At 36.7% G+C, this 22,543-nt stretch carries 21 protein-coding genes and 1 tRNA gene; 13 read left to right on the top strand and 9 right to left on the bottom strand.

Translation table 11 applies throughout. The annotated features are described in order from the left end of the window. Positions 1 to 211 precede the first annotated feature (211 nt). Positions 212 to 298 (top strand) — tRNA-Leu (locus tag INT04_RS14725). Between the two features lie 182 nt (positions 299 to 480). On the opposite strand, the gene INT04_RS14730 is transcribed toward INT04_RS14725, so the two are convergent. From INT04_RS14730 to INT04_RS14745, 4 genes are all read right to left on the bottom strand, one after another. Continuing rightward, the gene (locus tag INT04_RS14730) at positions 481 to 1,515 is read right to left on the bottom strand and encodes a glycosyltransferase family 9 protein (RefSeq protein ID WP_193016851.1); all 1,035 of its coding nucleotides are present in this window, start codon (positions 1,513 to 1,515) and stop codon (positions 481 to 483) included. Positions 1,516 to 1,805: 290 nt separating this feature from the next. Beyond that, on the bottom strand, positions 1,806 to 2,975 hold the full coding sequence (locus tag INT04_RS14735) for an iron-containing alcohol dehydrogenase (RefSeq protein ID WP_193016852.1): 1,170 nt from the start codon (positions 2,973 to 2,975) through the stop codon (positions 1,806 to 1,808). A 245-nt stretch (positions 2,976 to 3,220) separates the two neighbouring features. After that, a complete protein-coding gene (locus INT04_RS14740; protein WP_193016853.1) occupies positions 3,221 to 4,132 on the bottom strand; it encodes an AraC family transcriptional regulator in 912 nt (303 codons plus the stop codon). Positions 4,133 to 4,301: 169 nt separating this feature from the next. Next, the gene (locus tag INT04_RS14745) at positions 4,302 to 4,673 is read right to left on the bottom strand and encodes a DUF305 domain-containing protein (RefSeq protein WP_193016854.1); all 372 of its coding nucleotides are present in this window, start codon (positions 4,671 to 4,673) and stop codon (positions 4,302 to 4,304) included. Positions 4,674 to 4,972: 299 nt separating this feature from the next. On the opposite strand from INT04_RS14745, the gene INT04_RS14750 reads away from it, so the two are divergent. From INT04_RS14750 to INT04_RS14770, 5 genes are all read left to right on the top strand, one after another. Further along, entirely contained in the window at positions 4,973 to 5,758 is a 786-nt protein-coding gene (locus tag INT04_RS14750; protein ID WP_193016855.1) for a class I SAM-dependent methyltransferase, read from the top strand. A gap of 199 nt (positions 5,759 to 5,957) precedes the next feature. Continuing rightward, positions 5,958 to 6,377, top strand: a complete 420-nt coding sequence (locus INT04_RS14755) for a hypothetical protein (protein ID WP_193016856.1) — start codon at positions 5,958 to 5,960, stop codon at positions 6,375 to 6,377. A 745-nt stretch (positions 6,378 to 7,122) separates the two neighbouring features. Then, positions 7,123 to 8,346 (top strand): sugar transporter, encoded by a 1,224-nt coding sequence (locus INT04_RS14760; RefSeq protein WP_193016857.1) that lies wholly within the window; start codon positions 7,123 to 7,125, stop codon positions 8,344 to 8,346. A gap of 140 nt (positions 8,347 to 8,486) precedes the next feature. Then, positions 8,487 to 8,819: an SMR family transporter gene (locus INT04_RS14765; protein ID WP_193016858.1), complete on the top strand. Its 333-nt coding sequence runs from the start codon at positions 8,487 to 8,489 to the stop codon at positions 8,817 to 8,819. Between the two features lie 31 nt (positions 8,820 to 8,850). Further along, positions 8,851 to 9,159, top strand: coding sequence for a DUF333 domain-containing protein (locus INT04_RS14770; protein ID WP_193016859.1), 309 nt, complete (start codon positions 8,851 to 8,853; stop codon positions 9,157 to 9,159). A 78-nt stretch (positions 9,160 to 9,237) separates the two neighbouring features. On the opposite strand, the gene dsbB is transcribed toward INT04_RS14770, so the two are convergent. Both dsbB and nhaB read right to left on the bottom strand, forming a co-directional pair. Continuing rightward, entirely contained in the window at positions 9,238 to 9,762 is a 525-nt protein-coding gene (dsbB, locus tag INT04_RS14775; protein ID WP_193016860.1) for a disulfide bond formation protein DsbB, read from the bottom strand. A 173-nt stretch (positions 9,763 to 9,935) separates the two neighbouring features. Next, positions 9,936 to 11,480, bottom strand: coding sequence for a sodium/proton antiporter NhaB (gene nhaB / locus INT04_RS14780; protein WP_193016861.1), 1,545 nt, complete (start codon positions 11,478 to 11,480; stop codon positions 9,936 to 9,938). 233 nt (positions 11,481 to 11,713) lie between these two features. Between nhaB and fadR the strand changes: the two genes are divergently transcribed. The 5 genes from fadR to INT04_RS14805 all read left to right on the top strand — a co-directional run bounded on the left by fadR (position 11,714) and on the right by INT04_RS14805 (position 18,537). Next, a complete protein-coding gene (fadR, locus tag INT04_RS14785) occupies positions 11,714 to 12,433 on the top strand; it encodes a fatty acid metabolism transcriptional regulator FadR (protein ID WP_193016862.1) in 720 nt (239 codons plus the stop codon). A gap of 473 nt (positions 12,434 to 12,906) precedes the next feature. Beyond that, positions 12,907 to 14,211 (top strand): D-amino acid dehydrogenase, encoded by a 1,305-nt coding sequence (locus tag INT04_RS14790; RefSeq protein ID WP_193016863.1) that lies wholly within the window; start codon positions 12,907 to 12,909, stop codon positions 14,209 to 14,211. A gap of 13 nt (positions 14,212 to 14,224) precedes the next feature. Further along, positions 14,225 to 15,337 (top strand): alanine racemase, encoded by a 1,113-nt coding sequence (alr, locus tag INT04_RS14795; RefSeq protein WP_193016864.1) that lies wholly within the window; start codon positions 14,225 to 14,227, stop codon positions 15,335 to 15,337. A 49-nt stretch (positions 15,338 to 15,386) separates the two neighbouring features. After that, positions 15,387 to 17,705, top strand: a complete 2,319-nt coding sequence (gene hypF / locus INT04_RS14800) for a carbamoyltransferase HypF (protein WP_193016865.1) — start codon at positions 15,387 to 15,389, stop codon at positions 17,703 to 17,705. 79 nt (positions 17,706 to 17,784) lie between these two features. Next, on the top strand, positions 17,785 to 18,537 hold the full coding sequence (locus INT04_RS14805; RefSeq protein ID WP_193016866.1) for a MipA/OmpV family protein: 753 nt from the start codon (positions 17,785 to 17,787) through the stop codon (positions 18,535 to 18,537). Positions 18,538 to 18,635: 98 nt separating this feature from the next. On the opposite strand, the gene INT04_RS14810 is transcribed toward INT04_RS14805, so the two are convergent. Then, entirely contained in the window at positions 18,636 to 19,520 is an 885-nt protein-coding gene (locus INT04_RS14810; RefSeq protein ID WP_193016867.1) for a D-hexose-6-phosphate mutarotase, read from the bottom strand. 112 nt (positions 19,521 to 19,632) lie between these two features. After that, a complete protein-coding gene (gene gapA / locus INT04_RS14815; RefSeq protein WP_193016868.1) occupies positions 19,633 to 20,628 on the bottom strand; it encodes a glyceraldehyde-3-phosphate dehydrogenase in 996 nt (331 codons plus the stop codon). Positions 20,629 to 20,971: 343 nt separating this feature from the next. Between gapA and msrB the strand changes: the two genes are divergently transcribed. Continuing rightward, positions 20,972 to 21,409: a peptide-methionine (R)-S-oxide reductase MsrB gene (msrB, locus tag INT04_RS14820; protein WP_193016869.1), complete on the top strand. Its 438-nt coding sequence runs from the start codon at positions 20,972 to 20,974 to the stop codon at positions 21,407 to 21,409. An 81-nt stretch (positions 21,410 to 21,490) separates the two neighbouring features. Beyond that, a complete protein-coding gene (locus tag INT04_RS14825; protein WP_193016870.1) occupies positions 21,491 to 21,772 on the top strand; it encodes a YeaC family protein in 282 nt (93 codons plus the stop codon). Positions 21,773 to 21,883: 111 nt separating this feature from the next. Here INT04_RS14825 and pncA read toward each other — a convergent pair whose 3' ends face one another. Next, complete coding sequence (pncA, locus tag INT04_RS14830) at positions 21,884 to 22,525, bottom strand: bifunctional nicotinamidase/pyrazinamidase (RefSeq protein ID WP_193016871.1); 642 nt, start codon at positions 22,523 to 22,525, stop codon at positions 21,884 to 21,886. Positions 22,526 to 22,543 lie beyond the last annotated feature (18 nt).

Genomic DNA, 22,543 nt, shown 5'->3' on the forward strand with positions numbered 1-22,543 from the left:
TTAAAATCCCTCGGCTGTAAGGCTGTGCGGGTTCAAGTCCCGCCCTGGGCACCATATAAAAAAGCGGACCTTGTAGGTCCGTTTTTTCTTACACCGACAAAGATTGGTATAAGAAAGGCGTTACTGTATTAAGCAATAAATGTTTTAAATTTATTTGTTATCACCATTATTTGATGAATATATAATGAGTGTGGCAAGTAAATACAATTTGGCCCAGGTGGTGAAATCGGTAGACACAAGGGATTTAAAATCCCTCGGCTGTAAGGCTGTGCGGGTTCAAGTCCCGCCCTGGGCACCATCTATAAAAAAGCGGATCTCATAGAGGTCCGTTTTTTTTGATCTATTCAAAGTGAAAGTTAAGTCATTCAATATTTAAATTATTTTTGCTTTAGGCAGTCAATTGTTATTGGAATAAAAAATCATCTTATTAATCGTGATAATAAGATGATTTAATATGCGTTTAGAGGTGTATGTCAGCTATCATTTACTCTCTGATTTTAAATGAATGACACGATCTCTCAGATTAATAAAATGTGTCAATACATCCTCAACAGTAAGAAGCCCAACGTTATCTTCAGGTGCTTTTAGCACTTCACTGGCGATATGCCATGGTCCCCAAAAGCCAGCATCACTATTACCAAACATTGCCACTGTCGGCACTCCGACACCCACTGATATATGTAATGCACCGCCATCACTGGTTAGCATTTGATCACACAGAGACATACCTGCCATTAATTCTCGAAGGTTTTGAGTAGGGACTGGTGTAATAGGAATATCTTTACACTGGTCAAGAATAAATTGTGCCTTTTCATCATCACCAGGATGTTGTTTATTATCGCTACTGCCCGGCGACCAAAAGAGTAAAATATGACATTTTTCACGTTGTATAAGCTGGTGTGCTAGCGCGATAAATTTTTCTGCTTGCCAACGCTGCTGTGGTTTACGAGAGCTAATTTGTAAACCATAGATAGGAACATTTTCAGTTATATTGACACGTTGTCGGATTGCAGTGATTTCATCATCTTTAACATATAGCTTTAGTGGGCCTGCTTTTGTTTCTATTCCAAGAGGGTGGGCTAATTGGCAGAAAAGTTCAGCAATATGACCTTTGTGGGAAGGGATAGGAATTGGATCAGTTACCGCAGAAGGTGTGTCATTACCAATAGCAATAATACGTTTAGCACCTGATAATTTTGCCCATTGCAAGGCTCTTTTTGCCCAATGATCACGTGCAACAATGGCAATATCATAGCGTTGGCGTCGCATATCAAGAATAATTTTCAAACGACTAAAAATCAGTTTTAAGGATGACTGACCTGATTTTTTATGATGTAGCTTGCTGTAAATATGAATATTTCCAACAGAAGGGTTACCTTCTAAAATAGCTTGATTATAAGAATTGACGAGAAGATCTATCTTTGTATTGTATTCTTGCGCAAGAGAATCTATTAAAGGTGTAGTGAGTATTAAATCCCCAATATTATCTCGTTGTATTATCAATATTTTAGGCATAATTAGGTTTGTTTATCTTAAAATGAGAGAAGTGCATTGCTGATAGGTATTATTCAGCAGTAAGCATAATATATATTAATGATTATAAACAATTCAATATGCAGAGACATCTCTATCAGCGAAATAATCCGCTTTTTAGATAGGAAATGAGAGGAATATAATTATTGATGATATTTTATTTTAACACAGTGGCTATCTAAGAGATAACCACTGTGATTACATCATAAACTTTAATCGTATAACTTATTGTTAGCTATTCAATGTATTTTCACTATAGGGTTGAAGGGCGATTAAAAACATTCTTCTAAAATAGTGAGCACATCTTTTGTTGTCAGCTTTTTATAGCCATTGCCAATAATTGTCGTAGATTGTGCAATTTGAGGAAGCATTTCTTTTGTAGCACCTAATGCTTCTAATGAAGTCACGATGCCGCACTCTTTCGTAAAGTGCTCAAGTGCATCAATGCCTTCTAAAGCAATTTGTTCTTGAGTTTTACCTTCCGTAGAAATACCCCATACTTGAATTGCGAACCGTACAAATTTCTCAATACCAAATGTATAGATAAAACGATAATAAGGCAGAGAAATTGCAGCAAGTCCCATTCCATGGGCACAATCTGTATAAGCACCTAATTGATGCTCAATCATATGAACTTGCCAATCTTGCGTTTTTGATAATCCTGTTAGGGTATTTAATGCTAATGTGGCATTCCACATTAAGTTACTTCTTGCTTCATAATCAGTCGGGTTTTTAAGCGCGATGCGTAAATTATCAATTGAAGATTTTAATAAACTTTCAATTAAATAATCGGTTGTATTTGCACCTTGATCAGAAAAGTATTGCTCCATCAAATGGGACATTGTATCAAATACACCACTCACCATCTGATACTGAGAAACAGTAAATGTATATTCTGGGTTTAAGATTGAAAATTTAGGAAATACACTTGCAGGAAATAGACGCCCAATTTTATATTTAGAGTCTTCATGAGTAATAACTGAACCACCGTTCATCTCAGAGCCAGTCCCTACCATAGTAAGAATTGAAGCGACAGGAATGATGTTATTGTCAATATCTTGATTTTCAACCCAGTATTTTTGAAATGGATCTTCGTTTTCACAATAGGCTGAGACAGAGATACCCTTGGCACAATCAATAACAGAACCACCACCCACAGCTAAAATTAAGCTGACGTTATGCTCACGAACTAATTGAGCGCCCTCCATCATTTTTGCATAGGTTGGGTTTGGCATAACACCTGATAACTCAACCACTTTTTTACCTGCATGATTGAGAATGGTTATAACTTCATCATAAAGACCATTGGATTTAATTGCATTACGACCATACATCAGCATGACTGTTTCGCCATAATGTGATAATTCATCATTTAATTTAGCAAGAGAATTCTTACCAAAATGAATGGTTGTCGGATTATAGTAAGAGAAATCGAGTTGCATTTTGATATCCTATTGCGATATTAAGTTGATAGCTATTCAATTGACGTCTTGTTTATTTTTGACTTCAAAAGAGATAGAGAGGTATTCGTCGTTGGGGTAAATGCTATCGCTTTTATATTTAGATATGAATGTCTGATCTTCTTTGTCTCTTGCCTATTTTTCCAAAAGATAAAAAAGAGACATTAAATAGAGATTAATAGGTAAACAAGAGACATAAAAAATGAAATGATAAAATAGTAGTATCGTTAAAGACGCTGAGTTTCTTTGAGTATTTTAATATCTGTTGCTGGTGGAGCACCAAATAACCGGCTATATTCTCGACTAAATTGAGACGGACTTTCATAACCTACACGATAAGTCGTTGTTATTGCGCCTAAATTTTCAGTTAACATTAATCGACGGGCTTCACTTAGTCTTAGCTTTTTTTGGAATTGCAACGGGGTCATTGAAGTCATCGTTCTAAAATGGTTATAAAAGGCAGATTTACTCATTCCAGAACATGACGCCAATTCATTGATATTTAATGGTTTTATAAAATTATTTTTTAACCAATCAATTGCTTTTGATATTTGATGGCTATGACTACCCGCAGTGACGATTTGATTTAAACGTTCACCTTGTTCAGTGATGAGTAGGCGATAGAAAATTTCACGCTTTATCCCTGGAGCCAGAATTTTAATACTCTCAGGAGAATCAAGAAGATCGAGCAAACGAATAAAGGCATTGACTAATGGTACTGATAATTCACCGACTGCAATTCCTTTTTGTGCATTTGAATTTGGATTAAATGTTAATTCGCCATCTACAATGAGTTGTGATATCTCTTGTAGATCTAACTCCATAACTAGTCCTAAAAAAGGTTTATCTTCGCTGGCTTTCATAATATTAGCCATAACAGGAAGCTCAATTGATGAAATTAAAAAATGGTTGGCATCATAAATAAAACTTTCGTCTCCTAATATAACTCTCTTTTCACCTTGGGCTATTAAACAGATACCTGATTTATGTGTGTGGCTGGTAATAGGTGTTGGTGAATTCCAGTGTGTTAGTGTTAATCCTGGAATTGGAGTTTCAAGTTGGTTAGTATCATGAGTCCACTTTTCAATTATCACGGCAAGTTTTTGAGTTAATAGCGCCATGGTGTCTGAATTATTCATAGGGGCTCCATACATAATAAGAGTATTAATATTGATACAACCTTAAAATTATAATGTATGTGATGGATATTAGACAATTATTTGATTAATCTTTAATAAAAATCCTAGTAAGGCTGTCATAAAAAAGAAAATAGGCTGAATTCAATAAATCACAGCCTATTTAAATCTGTTATTTATTCGCTTTCTTTTTTTCTAACCATTTTTGCATTTGCTCTATTTCAGGGCCTTGTGCATCGATAATAGCTTGGGCAAGTTTACGCATCTCAGGATCTGTGCCGTATTTTAGTTCAATCTTTGCCATATCGATAGCGCCTAAATGGTGGGCAATCATACCATCAGCAAAAGCAACATCGGCGTTATCCGTATTCATACCTTTTGCCATCTCGGCATGCATTTTATTCATAGAGTCATTAAGTTCTTTCTGCATTGGAGAAGTATTGTGCGATGTGCTCATGTCCATATTCGGATGTGTGTTGTTTGCCATTGCCCCAAAAGAGAGAGTACTCATAAAAATAACTACAGCAGGTAATATTTTTTTCATAACAGTTTCCTTTAATTTATCGTGAAATTGTTATCACCTTAAAGATTCCCCTTAGGGGAAGGTCAATGTTGTTGTTCAAAGTTTAATATTCTTTACCTTTAATGACGTATTTATAGGATTATTTTTATTAACTCATTATATTTTAATGATTTATAGATTAAGTAATGATGATGAGAGGTTTTATCAGTTTTTATTTTTAAGACTTTCTTTATGAAAATACAGAAAAGTAATGATAACTATTTTCATTAAATGGTTTTTGTTATAAAGTTGCATTGTTAATGCAACTTTAAGGTGGCAATATGAAAACTCAAACAACAACACAATCGATACCTCAAGAACAGTCAAAAGCAGGGCATACATTTTTGGCCAGCTTAGGAAAAACACGCTTAAGACCCGGTGGTGTAGAAGCGTCGGATTGGTTAATTAATAATGGACATTTTACATCCTCAAGCCATGTTTTAGAGATTGCCTGTAATATGGCGACAACCTCAATAGAAATAGCGAAAAAATATGGCTGCCATATTATTGCTGTAGATATGGATGATAAGGCTTTAGCCAATGCAAAAAATAATGTTGATAATGCACAGTTATCACATTTAATTCAGCTAACAAAAGCCAATGCATTATCACTCCCTTTCCCTGATAATAGTTTTGATGTGGTTTTGAATGAAGCCATGTTAACTATGTATGCGGATAAGGCGAAAGCAAAATTAGTAAAAGAGTATTATCGTGTTTTAAAACCGGGTGGTTTGCTATTAACCCATGATATTATGAAAAAAAATAATGATGTAAATAGAGATAATTTAATAGGTGTGGTGAAATCAAATGTTGCGCCTATGTTTAAGCAAGAGTGGAATGAGTTGTTTATTAATATTGGGTTTTCAGAAGTAAAAATAAAATCAGGTAATATGAGCTTAATGTCACCGATAGGCTTAATACGTGATGAAGGCTTATTAAGAACAGCTAAAATAATTAAAAATGGATTAAAAAATAAGGAAAACAGAGAACGATTCTTATCAATGTTTCGTTTTTTTAGAGAAAATAGGCATAATTTAAATTATATCGCGTGTTGCTCAAAAAAATAATATTTATTAAGCGAGATTAATAGAATAATTAATAGCACCTAAGTAATAATGATAGGTGCTTATTTTTTATAAAAAATAATTAGTATTGTATACCTCCGTAATAAAATGTAAAAAATAAAAAGAATCGTAATCCAGATTGAACCTAATTTATTTTAATTATATATATTGAAGTAGAGATAACCGATAGATGGAGTTAAGCATGAAGCAAATACTAATTATTGCAGGAGGATTACTATCACTAACAATTATGTTGACTATTTTTATCGCGATTTTAATTGTGTCCGTATTTAAAGATAACACCGTCGAAATATGGAATGAAGGGCGTGAAGTGATAGAAAATTCATCATCAAAAGTTAACGAGGCAATGGCAACGGTAGAAGCACAACGTGATACGTTAATGGCTATTTATCAATCAAAAAATAACAATGGAAGCTGCCAGCAATTAGCTGAGAAGCTAAATGATGTGGAAAGTGCGCTTTCTAATGGAAGTTTAACGTTACCGCGACCTGCAATAGAACAAATTTCCACAATTAAAAATGCTTTCGATGGTTCAACATCATCGACGAAAAACATCGCTTGCGAGCAAGCTCTTCAAGTAATTAATAACTTAAGCCAGTAATCTGGATATCTTTTCATATTTTATTTCTTTTTTTATCCTGTAATCAGATTATTTTTAATAATTAAGTTAATATTTATTATCATAATTATATGAATATACTGCGTATTTTTATTTAAAATAGCTGGTTTCTATTACCCAAAGCAAAAGATTAATAAGTGACTTATATCTGTCCTTTCGTTATGCATAGATTATGTTAACGTTAAAAAGATATCCTGCTGGGGATTTAAAATTACGATATGAATATGCTAAAATTGGTAGCTGATTCGCTTTAGCAATGAAACTTAGTAAGGATTTGGTTTATTTTTTGTTTCTAACGAAATGCATTTTTATCTTAATGGTTTAGCGTTTGATTCTGATTGATCCAAAAGTTACATATATAATTTTCAATTATTCAATTGTTTTATTGAATGATTGACTGTTAAGGTTTAGGATACTCTTATTCAAAAAAGGATCACGTAAACCATGAGATTTTATGGGGACAGCCATTATGCTAAGTGTTAAGAAATTTGATGCAGCAGATCTTTATATTGTAAGATTTTTGAGCTCATGGGGTGTGCTTTGTCACTCCTGTATTTAACCAACTTTCTATTGATATGGAAGACAGTGTGACTTTTGCGGAAGTACATATCGTTGATAGTTAATCTATTGCTGGTAAATATGCGATCCGTAGTATTTCCTAGATAGCAATTTATAAAAAAGATTTACTAATAGACTCACTTATAATCTGAGAAAACATCAATTAATTATGAATATCGCAGCATCAAACGTAAATGAAGTTAGCCGTCAAACTGCATGGATAAGAGTAATAATATTATCATTTGCGGCTTTCGTTTTTAATACAACAGAGTTTGTTCCTGTTGCACTGTTAAGTGATATTTCTGGAAGCTTCGGTATGATCCCTGCTCAAACAGGGTTAATGATCACAATATATGCTTGGATTGTGGCTTTAATGTCTTTGCCTTTAATGATAATGACAAGCAAAGTTGAGCGACGTAAGCTACTTATTATTTTATTTATTATCTTTATTTTAAGCCATATTTTGTCTGGTGTAGCATGGGATTTTAAATCACTGATAGCAGGGCGTATTGGTGTTGCTTTTTCTCATGCAGTGTTTTGGTCGATTACCGCATCACTGGCTGTTAGAATGGCACCAGCGGGTAAACGAGCTCAAGCATTAGGTTTATTAGCGACAGGAACTGCATTAGCAACCGTACTTGGTTTGCCTTTAGGTCGAGTTGTTGGGCAGTGGTTAGGATGGCGTGCAACATTTATGGGAATTGGTGTTTTAGCTTTAATTACCATGTTTGCATTAATGCGTTATTTGCCTTTATTACCCAGTGAGCATTCAGGCTCATTAAAGAGTGTGCCTGTATTATTAAAACGTGGTCCATTAATGGGCATTTTTCTATTGACAGTAGTCGCTGTCACTGCACATTTTACCGCTTATAGTTATATTGAGCCTTTTGTTGTTGATATTGCTAATTTAGATCAAAATTTCGCGACGTTGGTTTTATTAATTTTTGGTGGTGCGGGCATTATCGGTAGTGTGTTATTCAGTCGTTATAGTACAAAAATGCCAACATCATTTTTATTCTTTGCACTTATTTTATTAACCCTTTGCTTAGGTTTTTTAATGATAAGTAGCCAAAATTTAATGGCGTTTATTGTGCTTATTATTTTTTGGGGTATTGGTTTCATGTGTATTGGCCTAGGCATGCAAGTAAAAGTCATTGATTTAGCCCCTGATGCAACAGATGTTGCGATGTCTATTTACTCTGGTATTTTTAATATTGGTATAGGAGCTGGGGCACTAATTGGTAATCAAGTTATTTTACATGCAGGTATGCCAAACATTGGTTATGCAGGCACAATACTCAGCATCATTGCTGTTATTTGGTGTGGATTTATTTTTAACCGCTATCGTGTTTCTATGGGGGGAGAGCCCCGTAAAAAGAATCAACTCCATTAATACCAAATAAGTATTTTTACGAAGAAAAGGCATTATTCAAATTGAATTGATGCCTTTTTTATTTGTTGTTGATGAATATCCTCGAAAAGGCTTGTGATAGAATTCACAAAATTGAATTTGTATAAGATTAAGGCGAAAAAATGAATGGATTAACTTACCTAATGTTGGCAATTATATCTGAGGTGATTGCGACTACGATGCTAAAAGCGTCTGATGGCTTTAGTCGTTTATATCCATCTATTGTTGTCGTTATAGGGTATTGTTTTTCTTTTTGGGCACTTTCTCAAGTGGTCAGAGTCATGCCATTAGGTATTGCTTATGCAATTTGGAGTGGCTTAGGGATTGTATTAGTTTCTGTTGCGGCTGTTTTCTTTTATCAACAAAAACTTGATTTACCTGCCATTATTGGTATGACTTTGATTATTGCAGGCGTTTTAGTCATAAACTTACTCTCCAAAAGTGCTTCACACTAATAGGAATAACGGAAAAGCTAGGGTATCTTTGATGCAAAAGAAATTTAAAACAGCATGCTATTTATTTATGTTTACTGGTTTTGCTTTTATTGCAGGATGCAGTGATTCAGTGCAAACACAATACACATCAACTCAAGGGGTTAATAAGAGCAGAACGATACCGACAACAAGCCTCAATATCCCTTTAGATGAATCAGCTAAGGCGACGTGTGTCTTTTCCGGTGGTGTGCCATCCTTAAACTATGAATTGCATGGTGGTCAAACACCAGTATGTCAATTTGCGAATGGAAAACGTTGTAGTGAACAAGCATTAATTAACGGTGCGTGTATCCCAGGTTGATGCTTATTATTTATAAATTTAAAAATCAATATGTAACAATAAAATGGCCCCTAATTATTAACTAAGGGCCATTGTTTTTTATTTTTTTGATTTAAACGAGCTTGTTATTTGGCTTATTAATACTAATAAACCCACAATAAAATAAACTGAGAAAATAATAAGCATCCACTGTGGCATTTCTAATGTTAAGAATTGCCATTGACTGACAGAGCAGTCTCCTGTTGCTTGGAAGACGGCAGGGAACCAATTTTGCAGTGCAAACCAAGAAGGTAAGGTGACAAAAAAATCACAAGTTGCAAAAGGGGATGGATTCAGGATCAGTTGCGTATGCTCCCAAGCTAACTCGATGCCTCGGTAAGCTGAGTAAAGCCATAAAAAACTACCCGCCATACGCATAAGTGCCATTTTAGGTGCACTTGCACCAATGAGTGCTGCAACTAATATTCCTAATACAGCGATGCGTTGATAGACGCACATGACACAAGGCATTAATTCCATTCCGTACTGAAAATACAATGCGGCACCTTCAAGACCTATTGCTGTTAATGCAAGCAATAGCCATGAAAAACGGCTTTGTGACCAGTGACGAAGAGAAGTCAGCATAATAATGTCCATTTAAATTTTAAAATAAGAGCCTATTCTGCACAAAAATCAAGTGCAAAAAAAGTAACAATCTGTTATTTCACAAATATTTACATTCAAGATTTTTTTAATGAAAAAAATAGGGCTTTTAACAAACAAAAGCCCTATTTTGATGTGTTATTTTAGAATGGTTTTTATGGGATAGCCACTAAACCAATTTCATAAAACCAGTGTGTTGCGGGAACAAGCCAGAATTCAACAGCTAATAAACCAAATAATGTCATTACGATAGTATATGGAAGAGCCATGATAACCATACGACCATACGATAAACGAATGAGCGGTGACAATGCGGAGGTTAATAAGAATAAGAATGCCGCTTGACCATTTGGAGTGGCAACGGAAGGTAAGTTTGTACCCGTATTGATAGCAACACCAATATGTTCATATTGTGATTGACTAATTAGTCCATCTTGTAATGCCGTTAAGGCTTCACTGATATAAACCGTACCCACAAACACGTTATCTGAAATAGCTGACAACAAGCCATTAAACAAATAGAAAAGAGAGAGCTGTGAGGACTCTGAAGCTTGAAGAACAAACTGAATAATTGGCCCAAAAAGTTGTTGATCAATGATGACGGCAACAACAGAGAAGAAAACGGTTAATAATGCAGTGAAAGGGAGTGCTTCTTCAAATGCCTTACCTAGTGCATGTTCTTCGGTGATGCCACAAAATGCAGTAGCAAGAATGATAACAGATAAACCAATAAGACCCACATCAGCTAAATGCAGTGCCAACGCGACAATCAACCAAACCCCAATTAATGCTTGGATCATGAGTTGAGCTTTTTCTTGCGAAGTCCGTTTTTCACTGTTTTTCTTGTCATATTCAGTTAGGACTTTACGAACTAAATCAGGTAATTCAGCGCCATAACCAAAGAGTTTAAAGCGTTCTACTAAATAGCATACTGCAAGCCCAGCAAAGAAAACCGGAATAGTGACAGGTGACATTCTGATAAAGAAGGTCACGAAATCCCATTCTAAATGTTTTGCAATAATTAGGTTTTGGGGCTCACCCACCATGGTCATTACGCCACCTAATGCCGTACCTACACCAGCATGCATCATTAAGCTACGTAAAAAAGCACGGAATTGTTCTAAAGTTTGTTTTTTCTCTACGGTATCAATAAAACCATCATTATTAAGCTCAGTGCCTGCCTGATTAGAAGCAAAATTATGATAAATAGAGTAAAAACCGAGAGAAACACTAATGATAACTGCAATAACGGTTAGCGCATCTAAAAAGGCAGATAAAAATGCACTTGCGAAGCAAAAAGCAAGCGATAACATTCGCTTAGAACGAATAGATAAAAGCAGTTTGGTGAAGGCGAAAAGTAACAATTGCTTCATAAAATAGATACCTGCAACCATAAAGACCAGAAGTAAAATAACTTCAAGGTTGTTGGCAATTTCATGACCAATTTGTTTTGGGCTCGTCATACCTATAATGACGGCCTCAATAGCAAGTAATCCTCCGGGTTGTAATGGGTAACACTTTAGCGCCATAGCCAGTGTGAAAATAAATTCCACGACTAATAACCATCCGGCGACAAAAGGGTCAACAAAGAAAAAAATCAGTGGGTTGATAATTAAAAAAGTAAGAATAGCAAGCTTATACCAATCGGGAGAGTTTCCCATAAAGTTCTTTAGTAGTGCTTGTCTTATACTCATATCCATTAGGTTTCTCATCCTCCAAATAGAGATTTTAGGCGCAATCATGCGCAATTTAACCATAGTACGCGCTAATCGCTGTGAAATTAAGCGCGTTAGTAATAATAAATTGATAAAACAACATCATGTTTTATGATGCCACTCACTATTTAATGATGGTTGAGCTATATCAAAATTACGCATTCTGATATTATCTTTTTTATTATTAGCAGAAAAATTGCTTCGGAAGAAATAAAAATATGGTAATTAAGGCTCAAAGCCCCGCAGGTTTCGCGGAAGAGTATATTGTTGAAAGTATCTGGAATAATCGTTTCCCTCCAGGATCTATTCTTCCTGCGGAACGTGAACTCTCTGAGTTAATTGGTGTGACAAGAACCACATTAAGAGAAGTATTACAGCGCCTTGCTCGTGATGGCTGGTTAACGATTCAACATGGAAAGCCAACAAAGGTAAACAATTTCTGGGAAACGTCAGGCCTTAATATCCTTGAAACAGTGGCTCGCCTTGATCATGACCGAGTTCCACAATTAATTGATAACTTACTTGCGGTAAGAACCAATATTTCAGCTATTTTTATTCGTACTGCATTTAGAAGTCACCCTGAAAAATGTATCGAAGTTTTAAACCATCAACTGACGACAGAAAACAGTGCCGATGAGTTTAGTGAACTGGATTACAATATTTTTCGTGGTTTAGCTTTTGCTTCAGGTAATCCGATTTATGGCCTCATCTTAAATGGTTTGAAAGGATTGTATACCCGTGTTGGGCGCTACTATTTTTCAAATATTCAAGCCAAGGAACTTGCATTAGCATTCTATAAAAAACTGGCTGAATTATGTGAGCAAAAAGATGTAGAGTTTGTAATGGATTGTGTCCGTCAATATGGTAAAGACAGTGGTATTATTTGGCAAAGCTTGCAGTCACCACTTCCAAGTGATTTAGAAGAAGTAAAACGCTAAATTTACTTTTTTAGTTTATTGCGATAGAGAAGACCAGTATCCCTATTAAGTTGTGATACTGGTTTTTTTATATCTTAAAAATAGAGGGGGGGGTTTTAGGCAATGCTTTAAATAGACTATTTTTAGAAAAAATAACAATAAAAATAGTCTTATTTTAATATTATCATCTTTGTTTTTATTTATTTTTAGATTTTAATAAAAAATAAATTTCCTCTGTTTATCATTATATTTCCCTCTAATTTAAACTAATTTCTTAATTAATGTTTTTATAATTAATTGATATTTATGTATCTAATTGATTTTAAATCATAATTAAATATTTGTTTTTGAAGGAAGTTTATTTAATGCTAATTAAGTGTGACTTAACTCTAAAATTTGCTTTTTTATTGGTCTAGATGATTATTCTATATTGGCTTTTTGTGTATGGAATATTATTCTTATGTTATATCAATGTAAATTATTGGAGTCTTGCCATGAAAGTGATCATCTTAGGTGGCGGCGTTATTGGTGTAACAAGTGCGTGGTATTTAGTGCAACAAGGACATGAAGTCATTGTGGTTGACAGACAAAATAGTGCTGCAGAAGAAACTAGTGCGGGTAATGCAGGACAAATATCACCAGGATATGCAACGCCTTGGGGCGCGCCAGGTATTCCATTAAAAGCCGTAAAATGGATGTTTCAAAAGCACGCCCCCTTAGCCATTAAACCGGATGGCTCACTTTTTCAATTACGTTGGATGTGGCAAATGTTGCGTAATTGTGATGCGTCACATTATACCATGAACAAAAGCCGCATGGTGCGTATTGCGGAATACAGCCGTGATTGTATTCGCCAGCTTCGCCAAGAAACGGGTATTGAATATGAAGGGCGTCAAGGGGGCACTTTGCAACTTTTTCGTGACCAAAAACAATTTGATAATGCTGCCAATGATATTGCTGTATTAAAGCAAGAAGGTGTTGCTTATGAATTGTTAACGGCGGAACAACTCAAATTGGCTGAGCCTGCACTAGAGCATGTTAGTCATAAACTGGCAGGGGGCTTGCGTTTACCAAATGATGAAACAGGTGATTGCCAAATTTTTACAAAAAAATTAGCAAAAATGGCAAAAGATGCAGGTGTGACTTTTTTATTCAACAAAGAAATCAAACATTTATTATTCGATGGTGATAAAGTAGCGGGCGTTCAATGCCATGATGGATTGCTGACAGCCGATCACTATGTGGTGGCAATGGGCTCTTACTCAACTGAATTTTTGAAAAATAAAGTCGCTATTCCTGTTTACCCGCTTAAAGGTTATTCACTTACGATGCCGATCATTGATCCGTCAAGAGCCCCGACATCCACTATTTTAGATGAAACTTATAAGATCGCAGTAACCCGTTTTGATGAAAGAATTCGTGTGGGAGGAATGGCTGAAGTTGTTGGCTTTAATTTGAACGTTTTAAAATCACGCTGTGAAACGTTAAAAATGGTTGTGCAAGATCTTTATCACGGCGGTGGCGATATCGAACAAGCTACATTCTGGACTGGCCTAAGGCCAATGACACCTGATGGTACACCCATTGTAGGGCCAACGGCTTATCGCAATTTATCCTTAAATACGGGGCATGGGACATTAGGTTGGACAATGGCATGTGGTTCAGGTCAATTATTGGCTGATTTAATTTCAGGAAATAATCCCGCTATTGCAGCTGATGATCTCAGTGTATTTCGTTATATCGATGGTTTTAATACTAAATTGCTCTTACCTGGGCAAAAACTTGATGCCGCTTATTAATTGAGGAAAACCCATGTCCAGACCCACAAAAGTAACCATTAACCTCGATGCATTAAGTCATAACCTGTCTGTTATTAAAGAGAGAGTAAAAGGCAGTAAGGTGTGGTCTGTTGTGAAAGCAGATGCCTATGGGCATGGATTATCCTGTATTTGGCCTGCATTAAGTCATACAGATGGCTTTGCGTTAATTGAGTTAGATAAAGCCATTATGCTAAGGGAACAAGGATGGGTTGGCCCCATCCTTTTGCTTGAAGGTTTTTTTAAGCCTGAAGATGTATATCTGTTAGAACGTTATTCACTGACGACAACAGTGCATTCTGATTGGCAATTTGATGCTATAGAAAAAGCACAACTAGAACGACCCATTAATATCTATCTTAAACTTAACAGTGGAATGAATAGATTAGGCTATCGATCAGACGTTTATCAACAAGCCATTATCCGAGCTAAAAGTATCAATAATATTGGCTCTATTATTCAAATGTCACATTTTGCTAATGCGGATACTGGGTTAAATATGGATATGCAAAAAGCGGTCATTAATCAAACCATGGTAAAAGAATTACCACGTTGTTTGGCTAATTCGGCGGCCACTTTGTTTAACCCTGAAACGTATCAAGATTGGGTACGCCCTGGCATTATTTTGTATGGCGTTTCACCTTCGGGGGTTTGGCAAGATATTGCTGATTTTGATTTACAGCCTGTGATGACATTTAACAGTGAAATATTAGCCATTCAACAAGTTAAAAAAGGTGAGCAAATAGGGTATGGTAGCCGATTTACGGCTGATCGCGATATGCGAATAGGTGTGGTTGCCTGTGGTTATGCAGATGGTTACCCAAGACATGCCCCTGATGGTACACCCGTTATAGTCAATGGACATAAAACACAATTGGTCGGGCGTATTTCTATGGATATGCTCACCATTGATGTGACAGATTTCCCTGATGTCAATTATGGTAGTTCGGTGGAATTATGGGGTGAACAATTGCCAGTTGATGATGTGGCAACAGCATGTGGTACGATTGGCTATGAATTGCTTTGTGCAATTACTCCTCGTGTCACCGTAGAAATGATGATAAATCTACCTAACTCCACTTTTTCTGATCTAAATGAAAGTTGTTGATCATCACTAAACTAGAATAAGCTTAAATTTATTTTGATTTGGTGATCCTATGAGTAACGGCATTGCATTGCGTGTGAAAGGCAAGGTTCAAGGTGTTGGTTTTCGTCCCTTTGTTTGGCAATTGGCACATCGCTTTGGTTTATTAGGGCAAGTGAGTAACGACAGTTTAGGTGTATTAGTGTATTTAACACCGTCACCTAAAAACGCGCTATTTATCGAAGCACTAAAAGCAGAATGCCCCCCATTAGCACGCATTGAACGTATAGAAGAATCACCCTATCAATGGGAGCAGCTACCTACTGACTTTATTATTGTACAAAGTGGTGGCGGTGAAATGGATACACAAGTTGTTCCTGATGCAACGACTTGCCAAGCTTGCATTAATGAATTGTTTGATCCTCAAAATCGTCGTTACCATTACCCTTTTATTAACTGCACACATTGCGGTCCTCGTTTTACCATCATAAAAAAAATGCCTTATGACAGGCCTTTTACTTCAATGTCTGAATTTCCATTTTGCCCTGAATGTAAACATGAATATGAAGATCCTGCTGATAGACGCTTTCATGCTCAGCCTAACGCATGTCCTGTCTGTGGGCCTCATATCTGGCTTGCAGATAATCGAGGTGAAACGTTATCAATAAAAGAGCTCGCATTAACTCAAGCATGTGAAGCATTACTTGCTGGAAAAATTGTTGCAGTGAAAGGGATTGGTGGTTTTCATTTAGTGTGTGATGCACGTAATAATGAGAGCGTTGCATTATTACGAAAACGTAAATATCGACCTGCTAAGCCATTAGCCGTGATGATATCTCGTATTGAACAACTTAAAGAAGATGAACAAGACTCTGATTTTCATCAGGCTATTATTAAAGCATTACAAAGCACCGCTGCACCTATTGTATTAATTCCCAAAACAGCAGCCCCCTCATTAAGTGAACTCATTGCACCGGGCCTATCTGAAATAGGTGTAATGTTGCCAGCCAATCCATTACAACATCTATTAGCTCGTGGTACTGATATTCCGTTAGTGATGACATCAGGAAATGCGTCTGGCCACACACCTGCATTAAGTAATGAAGACGCCTTATTACAATTAAAAAATTGTGCAGATTTATTTTTAATGCATAACAGAGAAATTATACAACGAGCTGATGATTCATTAGTTCGCATTGAAGGTAAACAAAGCATCATGATCCGCCGTTCTCGTGGATATGTTCCCGATGCTATTTCATTACCTGAAGATTTTGAGGCGCAACCATCAATACTTGCGATGGGGGGGGATCTTAAAAATGTATTTTGTTTATTACGTCAACATCAAGCCATTATGGGGCCTCATCTAGGTGATCTAGATGATATTAGTGTGCAACAACAACTAGTAAAATCGCTGGCTCTTTTTCAAGAAATTTATCGTTTTGCACCCAAAGCTATTGCGATAGATGCTCATCCTAACTACATCAGTCATCAGTTGGGTAAACAATTTGCGCAAGCGCAAAATATTCCTGTTATTGAAGTTGCTCACCACCATGCTCATATTGTTTCTTGTTTAGCAGAGCATGGACATACACATCAACAAAGCGCAGTTGTCGGGATCGCACTTGATGGATTAGGTTACGGTCAAGACGGGACTTTATGGGGAGGCGAATGTTTGCTGGTGGATTATCAAAAAGCAGTACGGATTGGCGGACTTCCAGCAGTTGCCATGCCTGGTGGTAATCTTGCATCAATTCAACCTTGGCGAAATTGGTTCGCACATTTAGCTACTTTTTCTAAAGATTGGCAATGTAGTGTGATCACCCAAATGATACCTAGTCATGATTTGCAAATATTAAGTAAGGCAGTAGAACGTCGTTTAAATTCACCTAAAGCCTCTTCTTGTGGTCGTTTTTTTGATGCAGTTTCAGCATCATTAGGATTAGCACCTAAAGAAATAAGTTGGGAAGGTGAAGCTGCATGTTACTTACAAACAGCGGCATTACAGTGTCATAAAGAGAAAAAAACAGAATTAATTAAGCAATATGGGCATTTGATGCCTGTAAAAAATAACAGGCTTGATTTGTCTGTTTTTTGGTCACAATGGGAAAGTATTAAGCTTAATGTCAATGAAAAAGCATGGCTATTTCATTATCTATTAGCTGAAAGTTTAGGCGATATTGCATTACAAGCGGCTGATGAACATCGGATTGATACCATTGTGCTAACGGGAGGTGTGTTAAATAACACACTACTCAAACACCTGTTTAAGAAAAAATTAAACAATAAAAAAGTATTAACACCTATGATGTTACCTGCTGGTGACGGCGGTATTGCATTAGGACAAGCACTGATTGCTACACATTTAATGAAAAGATTAAATGATTATAGGTAAAATAATGTGAGTTCTAGTTAATTGTGACTAAAATAGGTTTTTGGTTGCTACTTTATTAATGACAATATGGAAAATCATCGTGAGTAAGAAGAAGATTATCATTTCTTTAGCTGTTATTGCAGGACTTAGTGCACCAGCAGCCTTTGCTGGAGAATGGTCGGTTGGTGGATCGGTTTTAGCACAAGTGACCCCTTATAAAGGCGCTAAATCAAAAGATTATTTATTACCTGTTCCACAAGTTAACTATCAATCAGAAAATTTTTATTTCGCAACATTAGCGGCGGGATACTATTTATGGAATACACCCACTGATCAGCTTTCTGTTGATGTGCACTATTACCCTCAAGCGTTTAAACCAAGCGATAGTGATGATGAGCAAATGAAAAAACTGAATCGTCGTCGTGATACGATGATGGGCGGTTTTACTTATAAGCATCATGAATCATGGGGTAGCTTAAGAGCCATTTTTTCTGGCGATGTATTAGGAAAAAGTAACGGTATTATTGCTGATGCCGCTTATTTATATCCTTTCGAATTGGGTAATTGGTCTTTCCAACCCGGTGCGGGTGTAGTTTGGGAAAATAAAAAGCAAAATCGTTATGCTTATGGTATTACTCATGCCGAATCACAACGTAGTGGCTTAGCTGAATACCGCCCAAATGATAGCTGGAGACCTTATGTTGAGATTTCCGCTAACTATAAGTTTGCTGAAAAATGGAATTTCTTTGCGATGGGACGTGTTGACCATTTACCAAGTGAAGTGAAAGATAGCCCAATGGTAAACAAATCGGTTACTGCGATTGTGTGGACTGGTGTGACTTATACATTCTAATCAGCAAAAATCTAACTAGAATTTAGTGAGATTATCGATGATAAAAAAGCTTCGATTCAAATTCGAAGCTTTTTTATTGGTAATACGTAAATGTTATTTTATTTTTCCGCAATATTCTTACGGACACGCACGACGAGCGATAAACGGCCAGGATGAATATTGTCAGGTTTTAATGGCTGATTAATACGTGCTGTTTCTACACATGCCATTTTGCGATAGCCTCCTGCATTCATATCTTTCATTGAACTGGCGAGTTCAGCCCCAGGATTCCAACACACTACATCACTATGATGGTAATGATGGACCTCAATAGTACGATCCCAACCATCATCATGGATAAGGTTAAAATCATTAGGCTCTGTGTAAAGCCGGTCAGTGCGTCCATTAAAGCGTAATGAGGTTTCATCAGTATAAACCTCTTTATCCGCTACAGTGTCAATGTAGTGGCCTCCTAAGCCAGTAACAGAGACATTGTCGATATCACTGACGTTAAAATAAGAGTGAAGGGCAGCAGTCGCTTCATAATCACCGTAAGATTCTAATTCTACCTCACAAGTTGCACCTAATTTAAAGCGTGCAATAACGGTAAATGGATGAGGCCAATATTTTTGTGTTTGTGGGCTCTCTTTTAATGTCATGGTAATGAGCACGCCGTCATCTTGTTCTGTATGAGCGCTAAATTCCCAAGGTAAAATACGGGCAAATCCATGACTGGGTGTTCCTGCTGACGCGAACCAAGGCCAGCAAATGGGGATACCACCACGAATGGCAACACCTGGAGTGAAAAGAGAGGCTTCACTTAGCCAAAAGACAGGATGCTCTTGTGCAGGTTGCCACGCAATTAAATGTGCACCTTGAAGGCTGATTGCGGCGCGTACTTTAGGATGTGAAATAACAAGAATAGAGAGCTCACCTAATTGCCGGCGGCTTAAGTAAGGTGATATTTGTTCAATAATCGGCAAAGAAAAAATTTTCTCATTCATTATTTATGACCTTATGTCACGGACTATTTTAATACAATAAACTGACTGGCTAGAAAATAAAAGAGCCACCAAAAGGTGGCTCTAAGCAAATCTTGATTTTCTAATCTCTTAATTATTTAGAGATATGAGAAATCAGATCCAGAACTTTATTTGAATAACCCACTTCGTTATCGTACCAAGCGACTAATTTAACAAAGTTGTCATTCAGTGCGATACCTGCTTTAGCATCAAATACTGAAGTCAGTACTTCACCATTGAAGTCAGTTGAAACAACTGCATCTTCAGTGTAACCCAGAACGCCTTTCAGCTCGCCTTCTGATGCTGCTTTAATAGCATCACAGATTTGTGCGTAAGTTGCTGGTTTTTCTAGACGTGCAGTCAGGTCAACAACAGAAACGTTAGGAGTAGGAACACGGAAAGACATACCAGTCAGTTTGCCGTTCAGTTCAGGAATAACTTTACCTACAGCTTTAGCCGCACCAGTTGATGATGGGATGATGTTTTGAGAAGCACCACGACCACCACGCCAGTCTTTTGCAGATGGACCATCAACAGTACGTTGAGTTGCAGTTGTTGCGTGAACAGTTGTCATCAGTGCTTCAACGATACCGAAGTTATCATTGATAACTTTAGCTAAAGGCGCTAAGCAGTTAGTAGTACAAGATGCGTTAGAAACGATATCTTGGCCTGCATATGACTTATGGTTTACACCCATAACGAACATTGGTGTGTTGTCTTTTGATGGACCAGTCAGAACAACTTTTTTCGCACCAGCTTGGATATGTTTACGAGCAGTTTCGTCAGTTAAGAACAGACCTGTTGCTTCTGCAACAATGTCAGCACCGACTTCGTTCCATTTCAGATTTGCTGGATCTCTTTCTGAAGTTACGCGGATGGTTTTACCATTAACAACGAGGTGGCCATCTTTTACTTCAACAGTACCGTTGAAACGGCCATGAGTTGAATCGTATTTCAGCATGTATGCCATGTAGTCTGCGTCTAACAGATCGTTAATACCTACGATTTCGATATCTGAACGTTCTTGAGCAGCACGGAAAACGATGCGGCCGATACGACCAAAACCATTAATACCTACTTTGATAGTCATATGTATTCCACCAGCTTTAATTTAGTGAATTAAAAAGTTGCTTCTAAAGTTACCAAAACCGCGCCAATCGTCAAGCGGAATCGTGTCAATAATTGCAAAAAATCAATTAAAAAAACACTATTCGCTTAAAGATTGGTCGTTTTAGCTAAATGTTACGCTGTGTATTATCGGGATCAACGCCGATAAATGAAGTTACCTTTGTTCCGATATGTGAAATTCATCACATTTCAAAAACTAAAGATTACTCTAGTTGATTTTAGACTATATTTTCCAGATTTGTTGTTAAATCTTTGTTATTATTCACTGTTGTTTTAAAAAGCATTTTTGTGAGAATGAGGTCTATATGGCAGATAATGAAAAGAAAGTGAATATTTCAAGTAATAACAATCACCTTGATTTATCAAAACTCAATGAAATGCAACACTATGTCACACAACAACACGGCACAGAGCCGCCGTTTAGTGGTAAATTATTACACAATCGCGAAACGGGGATTTATCACTGTTTATGTTGTTCGGCACCGTTGTTTTACTCAGACACTAAATTTGATGCAGGGTGTGGTTGGCCTAGCTTTTATCAACCTGTGAATGAAAGTGTAATCCGCTATATTAATGATTTTTCTCATAATATGAAAAGGACTGAAATACGTTGTCAGCAATGTGATGCACATTTAGGTCATGTTTTTAATGATGGCCCTGCCCCAACAGGGGAGCGTTATTGTGTTAATTCAGCTTCATTATCATTTACGAATAGTGAAACAGGTGAAAAACAGAAAGGCTAGTCATTGTTTTTTAACAAAATAATAACAACAGAAAAAACGATTCAGCCATTTCAAGTAATTATTTAGCTTATGGAGCAATCAATGGAAGTTAATGAACTTATTTCGATGGTCACCCCTGAAATTTATCAGCGTATATCAACGGCGGTTGAATTAGGTAAATGGCCTGATGGCGTTGCATTAACTGATGAGCAAAAAGAGCATTGCATGCAGATTGTTTTATTATGGCAGGCAAAAAATAACCACTCGCCCGAACATATGACTGTCGGAACAAACGGGCAAATTACGATGAAAAGTAAACAGGAATTAAAAGCTCAGTTTCAATCTGAACGTTTGGCAACATTAACGCCAATGGATGATGACTAAAACGTGTGTTGAATGGGTAGAATAGATATAAAAAGGGGGATGCTTATTAACCGAATTGGTTAAAACTGCCCCCTTTTTCGTTTTATGAAGATAAAGAAAATAACGCACTTATTAATTGTTACGATTTAGCCAATGTGCTGAATCAATTAATTCTGCACCTTTTGCCTGCATCTCTTCTAGCGCTTTTTCACTGTCACTCTCTTGAATGTTTACACCACGACAGCCATCTGTTATTACAGATACTTGATAACCTAAGCGTAAAGCATCTAATACCGTAAATTTAACGCAGTAATCAGTAGCAATACCAAGAATATAAAGATGTTTTATATTCAATGTCTGCAATAGAGTATGTAAACCTGTTTGATATTCGTGGTCGTTATCAAAAAAGGCACTATAACTGTCAATAAGGCGGTTTTGGCCTTTGTAAATAATGTGATTAATCAGAGTGTGATTGAGTTCAGGATGAAAATCTGCACCATGGGAATTCTGTACACAATGCACAGGCCACCAAACTTGAGGCAATCCGTTCAGTTTTCCTATTTCACCTACAACGGTACCTGAGTTTTCAGCAAAGCTAAGATGATCAGTCGGGTGCCAATCTAAACTTGCAATAATCGGGCTTTTAGTTTGCTTGAAACCATTAATGAGCAGATTGGCTGTTTGAATAACCATTTCACTCTCGTTAACAGCTAAAGCACCCCCTGTACAAAAATCGTTTTGTATATCAACCAGTAATAGCGCAGAGTTTTTCACTAAAGTTGCCCTTTTATT

Source organism: Proteus sp. FME41, assembly GCF_014897315.1.
Classification (GTDB): domain Bacteria; phylum Pseudomonadota; class Gammaproteobacteria; order Enterobacterales; family Enterobacteriaceae; genus Proteus.